This window comes from Acidovorax facilis, from assembly GCF_023913775.1.
In the GTDB taxonomy this organism is placed as follows: domain Bacteria; phylum Pseudomonadota; class Gammaproteobacteria; order Burkholderiales; family Burkholderiaceae_C; genus Acidovorax; species Acidovorax facilis.
On the sequence record NZ_JAMXAX010000008.1, the window covers coordinates 26,543 to 44,892 of the forward strand.

Below are 18,350 nucleotides of genomic sequence, written 5' to 3' on the forward strand. Positions count from 1 at the left end.
GACGCTGTGATGACCTCGCTGCCGCACAATGGCGGGCTGCCCCTGGTCGTAGCATGGCTGCGAAAGCGGTATTTGCTATTTATTTAATAGCTGCTTGCGCTTATCCGTAAAGCGCTAGGGCCCTGTTTGATTCATTTTTTGGCTGTGTGCGGGCCGCGCCCTGTGCTGGGGTGCTGGGCCCGGCGACCTTTCTCGCGATGACCTTGCTGCTTGCCCCCATGGAGGGGCTCCTGGATTTTGTGCTGCGTGATGTGCTGACCCGCGTGGGCGGGGTGGACCGCTGCGTCTCGGAGTTCATCCGCATCACTGGCACGCTGCTGCCGGACAAGGTGTTTCTGCGCTACGTGCCGGAGTTGCACAACGGCAGCCGCACGCTGGCCGGTGTACCGGTGCGTGCGCAGCTGCTGGGCTCTGATCCCGTCTGCATGGCTGAGAACGCCGCACGCCTGGCAGCCCTGGGGCCTGAGGGGATCGACCTGAACTTTGGTTGCCCGGCCAAGGTTGTCAACCGCCACGGCGGGGGCGCGGCGCTGCTGCAGGAGCCCGAACGCATCGCCACCGTGGTGGCCGCTGTGCGCCGCGCCGTGCCTCTGCACCTGCCCGTGTCCGCCAAGATGCGCCTGGGTTTCAACGACACCGGGCTGATGCGCGAATGTGCGCAGGCCATGCAGGCGGGCGGCGCTGCTGAGCTGGTGGTGCATGCCCGCACCAAGGCCGACGGCTACCGGCCCCCAGCGTATTGGGAGCACATCCCCACCATCCGCGCGGCGGTCGGCATCCCCGTGGTGGCCAATGGCGAGATCTGGACCGTGGCTGACGCGCAGCGCTGCCGCGAAGTGTCGGGCTGCGATGCGCTGATGCTCGGGCGCGGCATGGTGGCAGACCCCGGCCTGGCCCGGGCCATCCGCGCGTCGGATGCGGGGCAGCCCGGCGCGGACACGGTGGCCTGGGCCGACCTGCTGCCGCACCTGGCGGCCTTCTGGCAATTGGTGTGTGACGACTTGGAGCCACGCCAGCGGGCGGGGCGGCTCAAACAATGGCTCAACCTCCTGCGCAGACGCTTCCCGGAGGCCGAGGTGGCCTACCAGCACGTGCGCACGATGACGGACCAGCGGGCGATCACCGCATGGGTGGCGGCGCTGCCCGGCGGTGCTTTCAACGCAGACTAAAGCAGGTGATCCGGCGCTAGCGGGCCCAGCAGTTGCAGCATCAGCCGCAGTGGTGCGCTGGCATCGGGTTCGGTGGTGGCATCTGGCAGGCCGCTGCCCTCGGGGGCGTGCCACACCAGCTTGCCACCGTCGCGCAACTGCACATGCCAGGCGGCTTCGCGCAACGCGGTTTCGATCTGCGTGGTGGCGCGGCGTGACAGGTCGCTGCTGCGGATCAGCAGCGCGATCTCCGTGTTCTGGCGCTGCGAGCGGATGTCCAGGTTCATCGAACCCACCACCAGCAGGCGGCCGTCCATGATCAGAATCTTGGAGTGCAGCATAGCGCGTGAGCTGCCGACAGAGCTGGCCGCACCGCTGGTCCCATCACGCCCCCCCGTGCTGCCCGTGGAGCCCAGTGCTCCGCGCAGCACGCCCGTGAGCTCGCTGCGCATTTCGTACAGCTCGACGCCCATGGCCAGCAGATCGGGCCGGTGGCGCGCATAGCCTGCGTGGGCAATGGGTGCATCGTTGGAGGCCAGCGAGTTGGTGAGCACCCGCACCCGAACGCCCCGCGCGCGTGCGGCTGCAAAGGCCTGCTTCATGTCGGGCCCTGGCACGAAGTAGGGCGAAATGATGAGCAGATCGCGCCGCGCCTGTCCCATGAGGTGCAGCAGTCCATCCACCACGGTATCGGTCTGGGCATCAAGAGTTGCAGGGTCGGGGGTAGACACTGCTGCAGTGGCCGATGGGATGCCGTTGGCGGGATTGGACGCTGACGATTCGGGGGTGGCAGCGGCACCGGCCGCCACGGTCAGGGCTTCGGTGGGGGCCTTGGCTGGCGCACGCGCAGCGCCCCGCGACACGACGGCGAGGGGGGTGGCCCGGGCCGGGGGCTTTTCAGGCAGCGCGGCCAGGGAGGTGCCATCGGGCGGAATCTTGGCAGGCTTGTCCACCAGCACCGCCGCAGGGGCCCAGGTGAACTGCGCTTGCGCCAGGTCCATGGGCTGGTAGTCCCAGATGCGCGCACGCTGGGCGGCGGTGGTGCGCCGGCCGTCTTGCACGGGCTGACTGTCCGGTGCCAGGGCGCCACCCTGGCCTGCGATACGCTCGCGCTGCACGGCATCCGAGTTGCGCATGCGCTCGCGCAGAATGTCCAGTTCCTCCCGCGTGACCAGCGATTGCACGGGGTAGGCGCGCTCGTTGTTCCAATAGCTGTCGAAACTGCGGGAGAGATCCTGCACCACAGGCCCTGCTGCCAGCACGTCCAGGTCCACAAAATTGCCGGAGTCGGCATTGCCGAAATAGGCGTCCCCCAGGTTGCGGCCCCCGGTGACGCCCATGGCGTTGTCGGCGATGAAGAGCTTGTTGTGCATGCGCTGCTGCACCCGCGAAAAGTCGCTCAACGCGCTGAACATGCGCCCCAGCGGCGAGCCCCGTGCCCCGGTGAGCGGGTTGAACATGCGCATCTCGATGTTGGGTACAAAGGCCAGGCGCATCACCTGCGCATCGCGGCCCACGCTGTGAAAATCGTCCAGCAGCACCCGCACACGCACGCCGCGCCGGGCTGCGGCCACCACGCTGAGCAGCAGGCGCTCGGTGCTGGCGTCGGCATGGATGGCGTAGTACTGCAGGTCCAGCGTTTTCTGCGCGGCATCTACCAGCGCCAGGCGGCTGCTGTAGGCTGCCTGTGGCCCACTGAGCAGCAGGAACCCCGAGGGGTGGCGGCCGCCTGCCGATGCCCGGCGATCCTCGACGAGTTGGCCCAGGGGCGTCCCTGCGGGGGAGGTCAGGGCGCTCGACACTGGCCGCTCCACGTCCTTGGGCAGGCCGGCGCAGCCGCTGGTTGCGCCTGCGACGATGACGGCCAAAAGCGCCAGCCAGCCGTAGCGGGCCGTGTTGCCCAGAAACGCTGGAATGGCAGGTGTCGATAAAAGCATGGCGCGATTGTGACCGTGTGGCGGTGGCCGCGCTTGTCAGACGCGGCGCCAACTCCGCCACAGTGGCTGCCCAGGCTGGCAGCTGCCTCCTCAGCGTCTTACCGGGTTTACCAGCTCACTTCGCGGTCTGGCGTGGCGCTGATCTTGTGGATCGACAGGTCAGCCCCGTCAAATTCCTCTTCCTGCGTGAGCCGCAGGCCCACCGTGCTCTTGAGAATGCCATACACCACCAGGCCACCCACCAGCGCCCAGGCCACGCCCAGGGTGCTGCCGATCAACTGGGCCGAGAAGCTCACACCACCGAGCCCACCCAGCGCCTTGCTGCCGAAAATGCCTGCTGCCAGCCCGCCCCATGTGCCGCACAGGCCATGCAACGGCCACACGCCGAGCACGTCATCGATCTTCCAGCGGTTCTGGGTGAGCGTGAACATCACCACAAAGATTGCTCCTGCCACGGCACCCACCACCAGCGCTCCCAGCGGGTGCATCAGGTCCGACCCCGCGCACACAGCCACCAGCCCGGCCAGCGGGCCGTTGTGCACGAAGCCCGGGTCGTTCTTGCCCAGCACCAACGCCGCCAACGTGCCGCCCACCATGGCCATCAGCGAGTTCACCGCTACCAGGCCGGAGAGCTTGTCCACGGTCTGTGCGCTCATCACATTGAAGCCGAACCATCCCACCACCAGCACCCAGGCGCCCAGCGCCAAAAACGGGATGTTGGAAGGCGGATGTGCAGAGATGGCCCCGTCCTTGCGGTAGCGGTTGGCGCGCGAGCCCAGCAGGATCACGGCCGGCAGGGCGATCCACCCGCCCATGGCATGCACGACGATGGAGCCCGCAAAGTCGTGGAACTCTTCGCCCGTTAGTCCCTTGATCCAGGCCTGCACCCCAAAGTGCTGGTTCCAGGCAATGCCTTCAAAGAACGGATACACAAACCCCACAATGACCGCCGTGGCCATCAGCTGGGGCCAGAACTTGGCCCGCTCCGCGATCCCGCCCGACACAATCGCCGGAATGGCAGCCGCAAAAGTGAGCAGGAAGAAGAACTTGACCAGTGCGTAGCCGTTTTGCTGCGCCAGCGATTCCGCGCTCACAAAGAAATGCGTGCCATAGGCCACGCTGTAGCCCACCACAAAATACACCACGGTGGACACCGAAAAGTCCACCAGGATCTTGACCAGCGCATTCACCTGGTTCTTTTTGCGAACCGTGCCCAGTTCCAGAAAGGCAAACCCTGCATGCATGGCCAGCACCATGATGGCCCCCAGAAGAATGAACAGGGCATCAGTGCCCTGTTTGAGTGCTTCCATAACGTCCTCGCGCGATTGGTTGATCTGTTCTGGTGCGTTTTGAGCCTGGCTACCAGATTTGCACCAAGTTGAAGCAAAAATCGCGCCAAAGGATGGTGCGTTGTTTTGCACTGTTTTGGTGTGATGTGGAGGGGTAGGGGGCAATGGGATTTGCCGGGACAGGTGGGTGAGCTGGGTGACGGTAGCTATCTGGCATATCTTCGTGCTGCGCAGATGAGGGCCTATCGCGCGATGGTGCAGAGCATTGTCTTGCAGGCATTCCCACTGGGCTACGCCGTGAGAGTCCACCTGCTGCTGCTGTTCAGCCGTTGCCTCACCCGTTTGTCTTTCACCATCCGCACTGCGAAGCCTGTGCGTGCGGGCAGGGTGGAGGTGTTAGAAACTGTCGCGCCCCTGCACGCGTGCCACAACACGCAAGTCCGCGCCCAAGGTCTCTACGGACTTGAATTCCAGCGCCAGCCCATCGGCCAAGGCCGTCAGCGGGCCAAAGTCTGCAATCCCCCGTCCTGCACCCAAAAGCCGTGGTGCCAGGTACAACAACAGCTCATCGACCAGGCCTTCTCGGACCAGAGAGCCATTGAGCTTGTGCCCGGCCTCTACATGCAGCTCGTTGATGCCCCGTTGGCCCAGGTCCTGAAGCATTGCCGAAAGATCGACCTTGCCGTTCGCATTGGGCAGGTGGATCACCGTGGCCCCACAGGCTTGCAAGGCTGCCTTCTTGGTTTCGTTTTCGGAGGCCGTGTAGACATAACAATCGCGCCCGTTCATCAGCAGATTGGTGTCGGTCGGCAACTGCAACTGGCTGTCCACCACCACCACATGGGGCTGGCGTGGCGTAGGCACTTCGCGGACGTCAAGCCGGGGGTTGTCATCCAGCACAGTGCCAATGCCCGTCAATACAGCACACGCCCTGGCCCTCCACGCATGCCCATCCGCCCGGGCAGCGCGGGACGTGATCCACTGGCTGGCGCCATTGTTCAGGGCGGTGGTGCCATCCAGCGAGCTTGCAACTTTCAGCCGCACCCAGGGTGTACCCCGGATCATGCGGCTGAAAAAACCGATGTTGAGTTCTCGGGATTCTTCAGCCCCCGGGCCGACCACGACCTCAACCCCTGCCGCACGCAGCCGGTCAAACCCGCGCCCCCCCACCAAAGGGTTTGGGTCCGCCAACGAGGCCACCACTTTGGCAACACCCGCTTGGATGAGTGCATCGCAGCAGGGGCCGGTTCGCCCGTGGTGGGAACAGGGCTCCAGCGTGACATAGGCTGTGGCGCCCGACGTATCGAACCCCTTGCCGCTGGCGTCGCGCAAGGCCACCACTTCAGCGTGCGGCCCACCCGCACGCTGCGTGAACCCTTGGCCTATCACTTCGCCGCTTGGAGAGACAAGCACGCAGCCAACACGCGGGTTGGGGTTGGAAACAAAAAGCGCCTGGGTGGCGAGCCCAAGCGCTTGGTGGATGTGAGGGGGCGCTTTGTGAATCATGGCGCCCAAGATGGTAGCTTAGTGGCTATTTGTTCCAGCAGGTGGCATCAAAGCCAGCATCACTTTGGATTTTCCCGTTGGCACCTCGTATCCCTGTGTGGGTCAATGTGTAGTTGCCGCATTTGTCACCTACCTGGGGCGTGCCTGCCCGAGGCGTCGCCGTTAACGTGAACGATGAGGTCGTAGCAGGGCCCCCAATGGCTATGGTGTATCGCTTGGTGGCATCCCCAGCCCAAGTCAGCGTGCTTGGCAGCGCGGTTGGGTAACTACCGGTGGCAGTGGAGGCTCTCTCCAACCATTGCTGCGCCTGTAGCAATCCAGCGCGCGCGTCAGCACGGTGCCCGCGTCGGATGTACTCGCTGTACGAAGGTATGGCGATTGCGGTGAGTATGCCAATGATGGCCACCACAATCATCACCTCGATCAGCGTGAAGCCCTGGTGCTTTTTGTGCATATGATTTTGCTCTCTGGTTGACGCACCGATTATTGCAGCTGGCGCCAGCTGGGGCGTGCAGGTTGCTCAGGCATGCGTGCAAGCTTGTCGGGCTTGTTGTCTCCTCCAGAGAGCGTAATGGTTTTTTTGCCGGCTACATTGCTGACAGCTCCGGGTGGCAGTGTCATCCGTGACACGCCATCGTCTGTGGTGTTGTAGAAGCCATCGCCATTGCGGTCCATAACTTGTACGCCTGGTTTCTTGCCATCCATGATATTGAGCAAGGTAAGGTAGGCTTTCTCTGGCGTGCCTGCCGGTTCACAGGTTTCGTCAGTGGAACCGTTGCCACCGTACGCGGGAGTAACTGAAAACACCATCAAATTGTTGCTTGCATCGAAGAAACTTATCGGACGCAGCACACGCTCGCTGGTTACTTGGAAATTGAAGTACCAGCCTTTCTTCACGGGGCCTTTGGTAGCATCGTAGTTGACATTATTCTGGGTCATTTGCCAGAAGCGCCGAGCAGAACTCACTCCTTGACCTGCAATACCTGTGGTATCCACCATGTCTTGCTTGACCAGATCGCTGGTTCCACTGACAGCAGTAGGAATCACACCATCGTCGGATATATCTGTATTGATGACAAGCTTGCCAGAATTGATTTTGTAGTGTGTGTTGTCAAGAATGGAATAGACAGACTGCACATCCGTACTGCTCCGATCATTGTCAGTGAGATTAGCTCCGGTACCAAAGGCCACCATCATGCCGCCCGCACCACGGTCATTCGCCTTGACGGTGGGAGGTGCAGTGATGGGCTGCCGCTTTCCAGAGTACTCTGCAGTAAACAAAGGTTTACAAATAGAGGTTTTCCAGGCACAAGGTGTGGCATCGGTGCTTCCCCATGCTGCGACCGACCAGACGCTGGCATTGGGGCTGGTCAGGTCAAACTTCCAGAGATTGCCTTTCAGATCACCAGCGTAAACGATATCCACTTTACCATCGCTGTTGATATCCACTGGTTTGGGTGCCGAAAGGCCGTTGGCAATGACATTGGTGTCGAGAGTAGCATTAATTGGGGAGCTGATTTTTTGGTTCCCTGTAGCAACAATTTTCACCAATTCTTTGAGGCCATCCAAATATTGAATCAGTAGAACGGGCCGCTCATTTTTACTGTTATAACCATTGCCCATAATTACAGCCCACCGATTGTCGTTCATCATTGCGACTTGGCTGGCTTTGAATGGATTGTTGTCATCCATGACGGGAGGATGGAAAATATGACCAATGTCCTCATCGTCGCTGCCTGCCGTCAATGGCGCGCTGGGGTGCAAGGTTTTGTCCATTACAACCAAGTCTTTGGCATTGACAGTGGCGAAGGTCGTTGCGGGAGTACCTGACTTCCCACCAGGCTGGGTAACATCAAGCACGAAATACCCCTTGCCTCCTGCTCCCAAGGTGCCAACCAGAAGGGTTCGCCAATCTGGTGGCGATGCACTATCTGCCAGGTTTGCATCACCTGTGAACGGAGAGCCATCTACGTAGTAGCGATGAACGTAACCGGGTTCGCTTAACTTAGCGAGTTCAGGAACGACTGCTTTGGGAATGTATGCAATCTGCTCTTCCCCATCGACTCCAGAAAAACCGTGCAGCATGCCGTCATTGCCGCCTACATAGACCATCGGCAGTCGGTTTTTGTGCGTAGAAACGAAGGATTTATAACCTTTGAACGAGTAATTGCTAGCAGGCTTATCGACGTACCAGATACTGGAGTTTCCAATATCTCCCTGCCGTGAGTCGCGTACGCGAAATGGTTTACTGGCAGTACCTTCTTCATAGGTCCTTTCACCCCTTATGAAATTGGTACGCTTTTCCCCAAGACTACCACCGTCAAGAAGTGTCTTCTGAGTTGCACTCAATTTTGTCGTCCCAGTTTCCCATTCAAAAGATACGCCTTGGTTGGTATCGTCATTTGTGGTCAAAATCACCCGGGTTGAAATGTCCCGAAGATCCAGCTTGTTGGCGGTAGTTTTATGGGTGCTGCCGCTCACAACTCCCCATCCTGGATCAGGCGATGTATTGCCTGACGTGTCAATTTTATCGGCTCTTACATACCCTGACCACTTCTTTGGGTCATAGCCTGCAGTAAATCGCTGAAGATCAGTTCGGATGTTGGTGCTGGAACTACCTGCCATACTGGCTACATCGGCCGTATTTTCAAGATTAATATTTTCAAGAATCTTTTTGAATGCTTCTTTTAAGTCATATTTACGGCCAGGGCCGGTAGGGTAGAATTTTCCGCGACTATTAATTGCAATATGCCAAAGTTCGGCAGGATTGTTGGAATTAAGATTTTGGAGTACTGTGGGTACCCAGGTCGTTGTGCCTGCGACGAGCTTTGAGTAATCTCCGCCCGCACCGTAGTTGTCATCATCTGCCATCGACCATTTGGGTGCGCTTGGCCACGAATAAGCATCGGTGCCGTACCCTATGGTGTAGTTTACGAGGTGCTGCCATTTGGCTGGATTGTGCTTCGGATTCCAGTACCGTTGTAATGTGGTTGAACCAAAGGTTTCTGTAGAGGGAACTCCATCAGTTGTACTGGGCTTGATCAAGTCGTCAATGCCTGTCTGCAAATCTTCACGCCACATTCTCATGGCCCAATCTGCTAATAAATTACCTTGCGCACCCCGATAGACGTTGGTTTGATCAGATGCTGTATCGTAAATTTGCCCGTCTGGGAGTGTGTAATTCACATTGTCTGCCTCTCCAGGCAGTTCGCTGGCGGCATAGCCGTTCCAGCCGCCATCGGTCATGAAAATGTGGTATGAGCGGCGGCAACCCAAGTAAGGTTCTTCCTTTGTCCCAGGTGTATAGGCCCAAGGACTATTCAAGCTCTTACCCACTTTCATATAGGTGTAGGCTTGTTTCATCATCCGGTGAGATGGTGTTCCGCTATTTGCTGAAAGGCTACCCGCGAAACTCAAAAAATTGGTCCGATGGGTGTCGTCAAGAACTTTCATGGAGTTGACAGCACCTGCAGTCAGATTGCCTGCCCCAGTGGATCCACCATTGTTGTGCATCACCTGCCATGCCAAGCGAATCTTCCCATCGGGCAACAGCAGTTTGTCATTGAATACGACTGCGAGAGCCTCTTTCAAGCGGAACATCTTGGTCTTGGTATCCCCGCCTCCTACTTGTTCGCTCATACTCCCGGAATCATCTACAGACAGAATGACATTCGGTGTCGGGGGTATGGATACCAAACCCGGGGGAAGTGTTGAAAAATCCAGGGGGTCAGCTAGCGTTACTTGAGGGGTGCAGACTGCAGCAATCAGAGCGCCGATGGCCGTTTTTTTGAATAATGGCGATTTTTTCATAAAATTCTCCTGTCAGTTTTTCATTTTCTGACGAACAAAAGTTGACTGCAGCACAACCTGCGTACTCGGTTTAAGCCCACGAGCTACGGCAGTGATGCGATATGCGACGCTTGGAAGGAGGTTTAGTGCAAGGCTGTTGGAGCCATTGGTGATAAGGCCTGTATTCCCTGCATTGTTATCGTAGGGAAGAATTTCAATCCAGTACCAGCCGCCTTTGGTGGCATCATCTCCTGGCTGATTTAATTTCAGGATTGGGTTGCTTTTGCTGCCTGCCTCGGCGCCAGTAAATTGGCCATAGCGCGCCCCAACACCATCCACCATTAGTGCAGTCAATGTGGTCTTGTCATTCCAGAAATCCTGATTGCCTGTACGTTTCAGGCATATTCCCTTGATGCATTTTGTAGTTGCACCATCCAGTTCGCTCAAAATGTTCCCAATTTCCTTGTCTTCAGTGGGTATCCATACTTTATTTACTACCGCGTCAGGAACTCTGCATACCTCGGGTTTACCTGCGGCCGGGACGCAGGCGGTCCCATCTGGTCGCTCACCACGGATGTCGAATTCTGCATCCTGGACGAGCGCTTGCGCTGCTTCAAAAGCTCTCTGGTAGTCGGCGTCGTTGCCAACAATCATTTCATTGAACAGAGAGGTTCTGGAACCCCACATTGCCAATAAAGCTGAGAGCATGACAATAACTATTACTACGAATAGAGAAATGCCACGTTGTAATTGAGGGGTTTTTTTTGACATGCTTTGCATGATGGTCATTGTCCGTAATCAGCCCGTCAGCCCTTGGCTTCGCAACTGGTATGTGGTGCGAAAGGTAATGTGAAGGCGATTTTTTCGATTGGCCGGAAGTGTGCCGGTACTGCTCATATTGACGGCAGTGCCATCACAGCCAGTGTAGGAGCTGCCGGCGGGCATATCGATGGGTTCATCGCCATAAAGTACGATGCATACATCTGCTCCATAAACAGTATTCCAGGCAGTTCCAATCGTGGTTGCATTGACAGTTTGAATTTTCGGAGCGCCTGTAGTGCTATCCGTTTGCCGAAGGTAGTTGACTTGGAAGTCTGCGATATTGCGGGCCAGCGCTTGTGATCCAATGCCTGTTCCGGCACAGCGAAATTCCTCACCTTGTAGAATGAACTGGCTCTGGAGGATGTTCTGTTCAAGAGGGGCTACCGGCAAATTCGGTGCGTTGGAGAGGCAGTCGCGGAAAAAAGAAACGTTGGATGCGGAGGTGAAGCTCGGTTCGGCATAATTCTGATATGCGACAGAGAGTTTGTATTCAGACGCTGTTGGTGAGTCTTTTCCAGAGATTGGCGGTGTAGATGCTGTCAGCGAGTGAAGTGATATATCTGGAGTGAAAGCAACAACATCTGCAGGGTCAATGGGATCGGTAGGTCCCTTATTGGCAGCCAGATCCAGGCGCATCGAACCTGCTTGCCGCAGTTGCTGTCCAATAATGCGAAAGATATAAGAGGCTTGTTGTTGAATTTGGCTGGCATCACTCACAGTGCCAGATACCCCGCGCGAAATCATCAGTGCACTGGCAGCAACGGCAATCGTCATAAGGCCAATGGTAATTCCAACCAATAACTCCACCAGTGTGGCGCCATGTTGAGTGGATAGATTTTCAGATCTTGGGAGATAGTTTTTTTTCATTGTTCAGACTCCAGGGCAAAAAGTCTGCGGCAAGGTCGGGCCTCCCATTGTGTAGGGCGCGCAACGGGCTGTCAGTTGAATGTACTGAAGATGGCAGATGCTGTTTGCGGGGCAGGAAACACTGCCTGTTTCTGTGTTTGTAATTTTGAAAACAGCGCCTGTTCCCGTATCTTTCTCATTTTCTCGCCAGCTAACCATAACCCCCAATTGTCGATTGTTGTTTGCGACGGTCTCATCTGGAACAATAAAGACATTGACGTCCGAATTGGGAAGTGCGTTGGTAACGGCCTGACGCCAGCGTGAGACGTCATAGAGGGCCAGCTGTTGAGAGTTGCAGGGTGTAGTTTTGCAATCAACAGGTGCTGTAGGTGTTGCGCCCCAGTTCATTAAATAGCTGTTGATATTTCCTGGGGCATTGGGGTTCACCTTGGTGTGCTCGCTCAGGTCTTCAATCAGTCGAATGGCTTGCGCACGCCGTACCCCTGTCTGTGTGTCCGCGAGTGTGCGAAGTTGTACCCCCAAAATTCCCAAAATGCCTAGCGCTGTAACGACAATAGCAACAAGCGATTCAATCAGGCTAACACCGCGTTGTCGATTATTTTTCACGGACATGTGGTTGCTCCTTTCGTTGCTTTAATGCGGCCACCTGAAGAAATGCACAGAGCTGTTGCATGCCTCGACGCTACGCCCAGCGGCTGGGGTGTGACGCTGAAACTGGCAGCCCCAAGTCCGTTGATCTGTCCCCAGCGATCCACTTTGTAAAATGCACCATTGAAAAGGTGGTTAACGTTGACATTGGGCAAGTTTGGAAACGTCTGCAGGACTGCATCTGTTCCGTTCAGAATCCCATCATTATTTGCATCCGTAAAAACAATCCATCCACATTCCCATTGTTGGACGGTCCCGGTGGCGCAATTCTTTCTCACGGAGACAAGTCCTCCCCGCTTGATTGCTTCTGAGCGGGCTAAATAAATACTGTTTGTTATCTCCTCGGTCGCAGCCCTGACCCTGAAGCCGTCCATCAAGTCTCTAAAGCTTGGTCCAGCCAAAGCTGCCAGCACGGCCACAATGGCTACAACAATCATCAACTCGATCACGGTGAATCCACGACTTGGCCGAGAGCGTGTCTGCATTTGCGGTGGAAGAGAGGGGGGCAGTACTTGCATATCGTCATCCTACGAAGATAAGGTGCGTGGTAGTCAGGTTAGGTGACGGGTGGCACCTACACGCCGACGAGAGGTTGGCTTCAGCCTGTCACTTGCGTGTGTATCCCCTGCAGGCCCCGGCGTTGTGCAGGCCTCGGCACTCCCGGAACATACGACGGTCGCGTTCGGCCGCTGTCTCTTCAGAGGTGCTGCGTTGGTAGGTGACCTTGCTCACGCTTTTTTTCCCGGGAGAGGTTTTGGCTACATGGGTTTTATCGTCTGTGGAGCCTTTGGCCTGCGCGACGCCGACGCCTGTGAGTAGTGTTAGCGCGATACCTGCAGCCAGCAAGGCAAGCAGGCTCTGATGCAGGGTGTGAGGAGTGGTGTGGTGGGGAGTGCGCTGAGATTGCATCATGCGGTTTTCGGTCGAAAATGAATGTGTGTAGTGTTTCCGGATCGGGTTGTGCTTGGCAAGGTGAAAATGCGGCTGGGTTATACTCAGCTGGTTTTGCATGGTGCAAGACGCACGCCTGCAGCCGTTCCAGCCGCTGGCGCAAGTAAAAACCACGGCCCAGCTTCCTTTGCGGGCCTTATCAAGGAAAAATAATGATCGCATCCTCCATCAAGGCCGAAGTCGTCAAGGCGAACGCCCGTGCTGCCAATGACACTGGTAGCCCAGAAGTGCAGGTGGCCCTGCTGACCGCCCGCATCAACGAACTGACCCCTCACTTCAAGACGCATGCCAAGGACCACCATGGTCGCCGTGGCCTGCTGCGCATGGTGAGCCGTCGTCGCAAGCTGCTGGACTACCTGAAGGCCAAGGACGCTGACCGTTACACCGCGCTGATCGCCAAGCTGGGTCTGCGCAAGTAATTGCAATCGCATGCGAAAACGCCTGGGTTAGTCCGCTAGCTCAGGCGTTTTTTACTTCGGAGTCGCAAAACAGAGCGAAGCTGTGTCATTCCAATGAAGTTGCCGCCATGGGTTGGTGTGCAGGTTCCCTGGAATGGCATCGTGTTCTGAATTGCTCTCCAAGCCAATCTGGTAGCGCGCTACCAGCTATTAAAACAGGAGCTGAACATGAGCATTTTCAACAAAGTCACCAAGACCTTCCAATGGGGTGACAAGACCGTCATCATGGAAACGGGTGAGATCGCCCGCCAAGCGTCCGGCGCTGTGCTGGTGAACATTGATGACACCGTGGTGCTGGCCACCGTGGTGGCATCCAAGGGTGCCAAGCCAGGACAGGACTTCTTCCCCCTGACGGTGGACTACATCGAGAAGACCTACGCTGCAGGCAAGATCCCTGGCAGCTTCTTCAAGCGCGAAGCCAAGCCCAGCGAGCACGAAACCCTGACCAGCCGTCTGATCGACCGTCCGATCCGCCCGCTGTTCCCCGAAGGTTTCTTCAACGAAGTGCATGTGGTCATCCACACGGTGTCGTTGAACCCCGAAGTGGATGCTGACATCGCAGCCCTCATCGCCACCAGTGCAGCCCTGGCCATCTCTGGCATCCCGTTCAACGGTCCTATCGGCGCCGCACGCGTGGGCTACATCAACGGCGAATACGTGCTCAACCCTGGTCAGACTGCGCGCAAAAACTCGCAGATGGATCTGGTGGTGGCAGGTACCGAGGCCGCCGTGCTGATGGTGGAATCCGAAGCGCAACAACTGTCCGAAGAAATCATGCTCGGCGCTGTGGTGTTTGGCCACGAGCAAGGCAATGTGGCCATCAACGCCATCCACGAACTGGTGCGCGATGCTGGCAAGCCCGTATGGCAGTGGGAAGCCCCTGCCAAGGACGAAACCCTGATCGCCAAAGTGGTGGCCCTGGCCGACGACAAGCTGCGCGCTGCCTATCAGATCCGCAACAAGCAAGCCCGCACGCAGGCTTGCCGCGAAGCTTATGCGGCCGTGATGGCAGCCTTGAAGGCTGAGGGTGTCGAGTTCGACGCTGTCAAGGTTGAAGGCATGCTGTTCGATATCGAAGCTGGCATCGTGCGCAGCCAGATCCTAGCCGGCGAGCCCCGGATCGATGGCCGCGACACGCGCACCGTGCGCCCTATCGAAATCCGTGGCAGCGTACTGCCCCGTGCCCATGGCTCGTCGCTCTTCACGCGTGGCGAAACCCAGGCGCTGGTGGTGACCACGCTGGGCACCGAGCGCGACGCCCAGCGCATTGATGCGCTGGCTGGCGAGTATGAAGACCGCTTCATGATGCACTACAACATGCCTCCCTTTGCCACCGGTGAAGTGGGTCGCATGGGTTCGACCAAGCGCCGCGAAATCGGCCACGGCCGTCTGGCCAAGCGCGCTCTGATTGCCGTGTTGCCGACGAAGGAAGAATTCCCCTACACCATGCGCGTGGTGTCCGAAATCACCGAATCCAACGGCTCGTCGTCGATGGCATCGGTCTGCGGTGGCTGCCTGTCGCTGATGGACGCGGGCGTTCCGATGAAGGCGCATGTGGCGGGTATCGCCATGGGCCTGATCAAGGATGCCAACCGTTTTGCCGTGTTGACCGACATTCTGGGTGATGAAGATCATCTGGGTGACATGGACTTCAAGGTGGCGGGTACCACGGCTGGTATTACCGCGCTGCAGATGGACATCAAGATCCAGGGCATCACCAAGGAGATCATGCAGGTCGCCCTGGCCCAGGCTAAGGAAGCGCGCATGCACATCCTGGGCAAGATGCAAGAGGCCATGGGTGAAGCCAAGACCGAGGTGTCGAACTTTGCGCCCAAGCTTTACACGATGAAGATCAACCCCGAGAAGATCCGTGACGTGATCGGCAAGGGCGGCGCGGTGATCCGTGCGCTGACCGAAGAAACCGGCTGCCAGATCAACATCGAGGAAGACGGCACCATCACCATCGCCGCCACTGACGCAGCCAAGGCCGATGAGGCCAAGAAGCGGATTGAGCAGATCACGGCCGAAGTCGAAATTGGCAAGATCTACGAAGGCCCTGTGACCAAGATCCTGGACTTCGGCGCACTGATTAATTTGCTGCCAGGCAAGGACGGCCTGCTGCACATCAGCCAGATTGCCCACGAGCGCGTTGAGCGCGTGGGTGACTATCTGACCGAAGGCCAGATCGTGAAGGTCAAGGTCATGGAAACCGACGAGAAGGGCCGCGTCAAGCTGTCGATGAAGGTGCTGGCCGATCGTCCTGCCGGCGGCAGCGACCGTCCTGCTCCTGCAGAGCGCGGCGACCGCGAACCACGCCGTGACCATGGTCGTGACGGGGGCCGTCAGCCAGCGGATCAGCAGCAACAGCAACAGTCCTTGCCTTCGGACGGCGGTTCCGGGCAGATCGTCGGCTGATCGGATTTTTGCTATTGATTTTGTAGCTGCTTGTGCTTTTAAATAAAGCGCTAGTAGCCAAAATCACTCAAAAATTGACCGTCCCATGAATCGCAATATGCGTGCTGTCGAGATCACTTCCTTTGGTGGACCCGAGGTCTTGCGCCTGGGTGAGCGCCCCGTGCCGCAGGCGGGTGCCGGTGAGCTGCTGATCCGTGTGGCTGCCAGCGGTATCAACCGCCCCGATGTGCTCCAGCGGATGGGGCACTATGCCCCTCCGTCTGGCACGTCGGACCTGCCGGGGCTGGAAGTCGCGGGAGTGGTGGAGTCGGGGGATGCTGCAGCCATGGCCGAGGCGGGTATACGGGTGGGTGACCGCGTCTGTGCGCTGGTGGCGGGTGGTGGTTATGCCCAATGGTGCGTGGCGCCTGTGGTGCAGTGCCTGCCGGTGCCTGATGGCTTTAGCGATGTTGAGGCTGCATCACTGCCCGAGACGTTCTTCACCGTGTGGAGCAATGTGTTCGATCGGGGGCATCTGCAGGCGGGTGAAAGCCTGCTGGTGCAAGGCGGTACCAGTGGTATTGGTGTGACGGCTGTTCAATTGGCGCGGGCCTTTGGCGCAACGGTCATTGCAACTGCAGGTAGCGACGAGAAGTGTGCGGCATGCCTGCAGCTGGGGGCCCACGAGGCCATCAACTACAAGACGCAGGATTTTGTGGCAGAAGCCAATCGCATCACGCAGGGCAAAGGCGTGGATGTGGTACTGGACATGGTGGCAGGTGACTACGTGGCGCGCGAGGTGCAGTGCCTGGCTGAGGACGGCCGCATTGTCATCATTGCGGTGCAGGGTGGCATCAAGAGCGACTTCAATGCGGGTTTGGTGCTGCGCCGCCGGCTGACCATTACTGGCTCCACCTTGCGTCCGCGTTCTGTGGCATTCAAGGGGGCGATTGCGCGTGCATTGCGCGAGCATGTGTGGCCTCTGCTGGTGGCGGGGCGTGTGCGGCCCGTCATTCACGGCACATTTGCGGCGGCGGAGGCTGCTAAGGCCCACGCGCTGATGGAGTCAAATCAGCACATTGGCAAGATTGTTTTGACGTGGTAATCATGAAAAACAAGAGAAAACTCATCGCAGGTAACTGGAAGATGAACGGCAGTCTGGCTGCCAACGATGCTTTGCTGAAAGGCATCTTGGCGGGGCTGGCTGACGCGGTTTGTGACGTGGCCGTTGCGGTGCCGGCACCCTATCTGGCGCAGGTGCAGGCTGCTGCGTTGGGGTCTTTGGTGGCTGTGGCTGCCCAGGATGTATCGCAGCACGAAGCAGGTGCCTACACCGGAGAGGTGTCGGCCGCCATGTTGAAAGACTTTGGTGTGCGGTACGCGCTGGTGGGGCATTCAGAGCGCCGCCAATACCATGGTGAAACCGATGTGGTGGTTGCCGAGAAAGCGCAACGCGCACTGGCGGCAGGTATCACGCCTATCGTCTGCGTGGGCGAGACCCTTCAGGAGCGCGAAGCTGGGCAGACCGAGGTTGTGGTCAAGCGTCAATTGGCGGCTGTGATCCACCTCAATGGTCACTGCATCAGCGAAGTGGTGGTGGCTTACGAACCGGTCTGGGCCATTGGCACGGGCCGCACGGCGTCGCCTGAGCAGGCGCAGGCAGTGCATGCAGTGCTGCGGGCACAGCTGTCTGCGGCCAGCGAGCATGCGGATCGAATCCGCCTGCTGTACGGCGGCAGCATGAATGCGGCCAATGCCGCCCAGTTGCTTTCCCAGCCGGATATCGATGGCGGCCTTGTGGGCGGTGCCTCGCTGAAAGCGCCCGATTTCCTTCAAATCATTGCGGCCGCCCGTTGAGGCTGCCCTTCAAACTATTCAATCAGGAGTGAACAGAGAATGAACGTGATCGTGAATGTGGTGTTGGCTGTGCAGATGCTGACGGCCTTGGGGATGATTGGCCTGATCCTGATCCAGCATGGCAAGGGTGCCGATATGGGCGCAGCGTTTGGCAGTGGCAGTTCCGGAAGCCTGTTTGGTGCCAGCGGTAGCGCCAACTTCTTGTCGCGTACTACGGCGGTGCTGGCTGCGGTGTTTTTTGTGGCAACGCTGGCACTGGCCTATTTCGGCAATGCGCGTCCTGCCAGTTCGGGTAGCGTGCTGGAAAATCCCGCTGCTGCAGTGCCTGCAGGTGCGCCTTCGTTGTCGGCTTCGGATGCTGCTGTGGCTCCTGCCGTGCCCGCCTCGGGTGCAGCGCAGATCCCCACCAAATAATCTGCACTAAATTGGGCTCCGTAAGCCGAAGCAGGGTTTTTCCGGAGTAGAATTCTGCATTGTCTGGAAAGCCAAAACCGCAAGGTTCCTCATGCCATCCAGATGCAAAAATCAGCCGTCGTGGTGAAATTGGTAGACACGCTATCTTGAGGGGGTAGTGGTGAAAGCTGTGCGAGTTCGAGTCTCGCCGACGGCACCAAAACAAAGGCCTGCCTGCATGACCCGGCTCGGGTCCTGACGGGCAAGGCCACAGCGGTGAGCACATCCTCA

16 protein-coding genes and 1 tRNA gene are annotated in these 18,350 nt (G+C 58.2%); 7 read left to right on the plus strand and 10 right to left on the minus strand.

Going from position 1 to position 18,350, the window contains the following annotated elements; translation table 11 throughout:
• The first annotated feature begins 197 nt into the window (after positions 1 to 197).
• Positions 198 to 1,169, plus strand: a complete 972-nt coding sequence (locus NFX52_RS04625) for a tRNA dihydrouridine synthase (RefSeq protein WP_055393198.1) — start codon at positions 198 to 200, stop codon at positions 1,167 to 1,169.
• Here NFX52_RS04625 and NFX52_RS04630 read toward each other — a convergent pair.
• The 10 genes from NFX52_RS04630 to NFX52_RS04675 all read right to left on the minus strand — a co-directional run bounded on the left by NFX52_RS04630 (position 1,166) and on the right by NFX52_RS04675 (position 13,017).
• Complete coding sequence (locus NFX52_RS04630; protein ID WP_055393200.1) at positions 1,166 to 3,085, minus strand: phospholipase D family protein; 1,920 nt, start codon at positions 3,083 to 3,085, stop codon at positions 1,166 to 1,168. The two genes, NFX52_RS04625 and NFX52_RS04630, sit on opposite strands and share 4 nt — an antisense overlap.
• Positions 3,086 to 3,192: 107 nt before the next feature.
• Entirely contained in the window at positions 3,193 to 4,395 is a 1,203-nt protein-coding gene (locus NFX52_RS04635) for an ammonium transporter (RefSeq protein ID WP_055393202.1), read from the minus strand.
• 375 nt (positions 4,396 to 4,770) lie between these two features.
• A complete protein-coding gene (ribD, locus tag NFX52_RS04640; RefSeq protein ID WP_055393204.1) occupies positions 4,771 to 5,880 on the minus strand; it encodes a bifunctional diaminohydroxyphosphoribosylaminopyrimidine deaminase/5-amino-6-(5-phosphoribosylamino)uracil reductase RibD in 1,110 nt (369 codons plus the stop codon).
• Between the two features lie 25 nt (positions 5,881 to 5,905).
• On the minus strand, positions 5,906 to 6,334 hold the full coding sequence (locus tag NFX52_RS04645; RefSeq protein WP_055393206.1) for a type IV pilin protein: 429 nt from the start codon (positions 6,332 to 6,334) through the stop codon (positions 5,906 to 5,908).
• A 29-nt stretch (positions 6,335 to 6,363) separates the two neighbouring features.
• Positions 6,364 to 9,690, minus strand: coding sequence for a pilus assembly protein (locus tag NFX52_RS04650; RefSeq protein ID WP_082437232.1), 3,327 nt, complete (start codon positions 9,688 to 9,690; stop codon positions 6,364 to 6,366).
• A gap of 12 nt (positions 9,691 to 9,702) precedes the next feature.
• Positions 9,703 to 10,449 (minus strand): pilus assembly PilX family protein, encoded by a 747-nt coding sequence (locus NFX52_RS04655; protein ID WP_252635494.1) that lies wholly within the window; start codon positions 10,447 to 10,449, stop codon positions 9,703 to 9,705.
• A gap of 18 nt (positions 10,450 to 10,467) precedes the next feature.
• Positions 10,468 to 11,358, minus strand: coding sequence for a PilW family protein (locus tag NFX52_RS04660; RefSeq protein ID WP_055393212.1), 891 nt, complete (start codon positions 11,356 to 11,358; stop codon positions 10,468 to 10,470).
• Positions 11,359 to 11,361: 3 nt separating this feature from the next.
• The gene (gene pilV / locus NFX52_RS04665; protein ID WP_055393214.1) at positions 11,362 to 11,970 is read right to left on the minus strand and encodes a type IV pilus modification protein PilV; all 609 of its coding nucleotides are present in this window, start codon (positions 11,968 to 11,970) and stop codon (positions 11,362 to 11,364) included.
• Positions 11,961 to 12,524 carry a GspH/FimT family pseudopilin gene (locus NFX52_RS04670; protein WP_082437233.1) on the minus strand — a complete coding sequence of 188 codons (564 nt, stop codon included), beginning with the start codon at positions 12,522 to 12,524 and terminating at the stop codon, positions 11,961 to 11,963. The genes pilV and NFX52_RS04670 overlap by 10 nt, the downstream gene beginning before the upstream one ends.
• A gap of 88 nt (positions 12,525 to 12,612) precedes the next feature.
• Entirely contained in the window at positions 12,613 to 13,017 is a 405-nt protein-coding gene (locus NFX52_RS04675) for a hypothetical protein (RefSeq protein WP_252635495.1), read from the minus strand.
• Between the two features lie 92 nt (positions 13,018 to 13,109).
• On the opposite strand from NFX52_RS04675, the gene rpsO reads away from it, so the two are divergent.
• The 6 genes from rpsO (at position 13,110) to NFX52_RS04705 (ending at position 18,279) form a co-directional block, all read left to right on the plus strand.
• A complete protein-coding gene (rpsO, locus tag NFX52_RS04680; RefSeq protein ID WP_005793232.1) occupies positions 13,110 to 13,376 on the plus strand; it encodes a 30S ribosomal protein S15 in 267 nt (88 codons plus the stop codon).
• Positions 13,377 to 13,583: 207 nt separating this feature from the next.
• Positions 13,584 to 15,830 (plus strand): polyribonucleotide nucleotidyltransferase, encoded by a 2,247-nt coding sequence (gene pnp / locus NFX52_RS04685; RefSeq protein ID WP_055393218.1) that lies wholly within the window; start codon positions 13,584 to 13,586, stop codon positions 15,828 to 15,830.
• Positions 15,831 to 15,927: 97 nt separating this feature from the next.
• Positions 15,928 to 16,914, plus strand: a complete 987-nt coding sequence (locus tag NFX52_RS04690; protein WP_082437234.1) for an NAD(P)H-quinone oxidoreductase — start codon at positions 15,928 to 15,930, stop codon at positions 16,912 to 16,914.
• Between the two features lie 2 nt (positions 16,915 to 16,916).
• The gene (gene tpiA, locus NFX52_RS04695) at positions 16,917 to 17,666 is read left to right on the plus strand and encodes a triose-phosphate isomerase (RefSeq protein WP_055393221.1); all 750 of its coding nucleotides are present in this window, start codon (positions 16,917 to 16,919) and stop codon (positions 17,664 to 17,666) included.
• Between the two features lie 39 nt (positions 17,667 to 17,705).
• Positions 17,706 to 18,080, plus strand: coding sequence for a preprotein translocase subunit SecG (secG, locus tag NFX52_RS04700; protein WP_055393223.1), 375 nt, complete (start codon positions 17,706 to 17,708; stop codon positions 18,078 to 18,080).
• A gap of 114 nt (positions 18,081 to 18,194) precedes the next feature.
• Positions 18,195 to 18,279 (plus strand) — tRNA-Leu (locus tag NFX52_RS04705).
• Positions 18,280 to 18,350: the final 71 nt, after the last annotated feature.

Excerpts from the sequence above, each read along its gene's own strand:
- pnp (WP_055393218.1), top strand. The coding sequence starts at position 13,584 with ATGAGCATTTTCAACAAAGTCACCAAGACCTTCCAATGGGGTGACAAG.
- NFX52_RS04625 (WP_055393198.1), top strand. The coding sequence starts at position 198 with ATGACCTTGCTGCTTGCCCCCATGGAGGGGCTCCTGGATTTTGTGCTG.
- NFX52_RS04635 (WP_055393202.1), bottom strand. The coding sequence starts at position 4,395 with ATGGAAGCACTCAAACAGGGCACTGATGCCCTGTTCATTCTTCTGGGG.
- NFX52_RS04675 (WP_252635495.1), bottom strand. The coding sequence starts at position 13,017 with ATGCAAAACCAGCTGAGTATAACCCAGCCGCATTTTCACCTTGCCAAG.
- pilV (WP_055393214.1), bottom strand. The coding sequence starts at position 11,970 with ATGTCCGTGAAAAATAATCGACAACGCGGTGTTAGCCTGATTGAATCG.
- NFX52_RS04645 (WP_055393206.1), bottom strand. The coding sequence starts at position 6,334 with ATGCACAAAAAGCACCAGGGCTTCACGCTGATCGAGGTGATGATTGTG.
- ribD (WP_055393204.1), bottom strand. The coding sequence starts at position 5,880 with ATGATTCACAAAGCGCCCCCTCACATCCACCAAGCGCTTGGGCTCGCC.
- NFX52_RS04655 (WP_252635494.1), bottom strand. The coding sequence starts at position 10,449 with ATGCAAAGCATGTCAAAAAAAACCCCTCAATTACAACGTGGCATTTCT.
- NFX52_RS04660 (WP_055393212.1), bottom strand. The coding sequence starts at position 11,358 with ATGAAAAAAAACTATCTCCCAAGATCTGAAAATCTATCCACTCAACAT.
- tpiA (WP_055393221.1), top strand. The coding sequence starts at position 16,917 with ATGAAAAACAAGAGAAAACTCATCGCAGGTAACTGGAAGATGAACGGC.
- rpsO (WP_005793232.1), top strand. The coding sequence starts at position 13,110 with ATGATCGCATCCTCCATCAAGGCCGAAGTCGTCAAGGCGAACGCCCGT.
- NFX52_RS04690 (WP_082437234.1), top strand. The coding sequence starts at position 15,928 with ATGCGTGCTGTCGAGATCACTTCCTTTGGTGGACCCGAGGTCTTGCGC.
- NFX52_RS04650 (WP_082437232.1), bottom strand. The coding sequence starts at position 9,690 with ATGAAAAAATCGCCATTATTCAAAAAAACGGCCATCGGCGCTCTGATT.
- secG (WP_055393223.1), top strand. The coding sequence starts at position 17,706 with ATGAACGTGATCGTGAATGTGGTGTTGGCTGTGCAGATGCTGACGGCC.
- NFX52_RS04630 (WP_055393200.1), bottom strand. The coding sequence starts at position 3,085 with ATGCTTTTATCGACACCTGCCATTCCAGCGTTTCTGGGCAACACGGCC.
- NFX52_RS04670 (WP_082437233.1), bottom strand. The coding sequence starts at position 12,524 with ATGCAAGTACTGCCCCCCTCTCTTCCACCGCAAATGCAGACACGCTCT.